General features: G+C 63.1%; 1 protein-coding gene. It reads left to right on the top strand.

Going from position 1 to position 260, the window contains the following annotated elements:
- On the top strand, positions 1-260 hold a 260-nt coding region (locus SB753_RS38615), incomplete at both ends, for a heterodisulfide reductase-related iron-sulfur binding cluster (protein WP_410805356.1).

Here is a 260-nt window from a genome sequence, read left to right as displayed (position 1 = left end):
GGGCACGCGCGTACATGGCGTCGAACTCGTCGATGCATTGCCGGGCGTCACACGCATCGAACACGAGCGCGAATCGGAATGCTGCGGTTTTGGCGGCACGTTTTCGCTGAAGCATCCCGACATTTCTGGCGCGATGGTGCGAGACAAGGTCGCATCCGCTTGCGCGACAGGCTGCGAGCGCATCGTTTCCGCCGACTGCGGTTGCCTGCTGAACATCGGACATGCGGCCCGTCATCAAGGCGCGCCCGTCGAAGTCGAAC

It is taken from the genome of Paraburkholderia sp. SIMBA_053 (assembly GCF_046534895.1).
Classification (GTDB): Bacteria; Pseudomonadota; Gammaproteobacteria; order Burkholderiales; family Burkholderiaceae; genus Paraburkholderia; species Paraburkholderia caledonica.
This window is presented reverse-complemented; position numbering and strand designations above follow the sequence as displayed.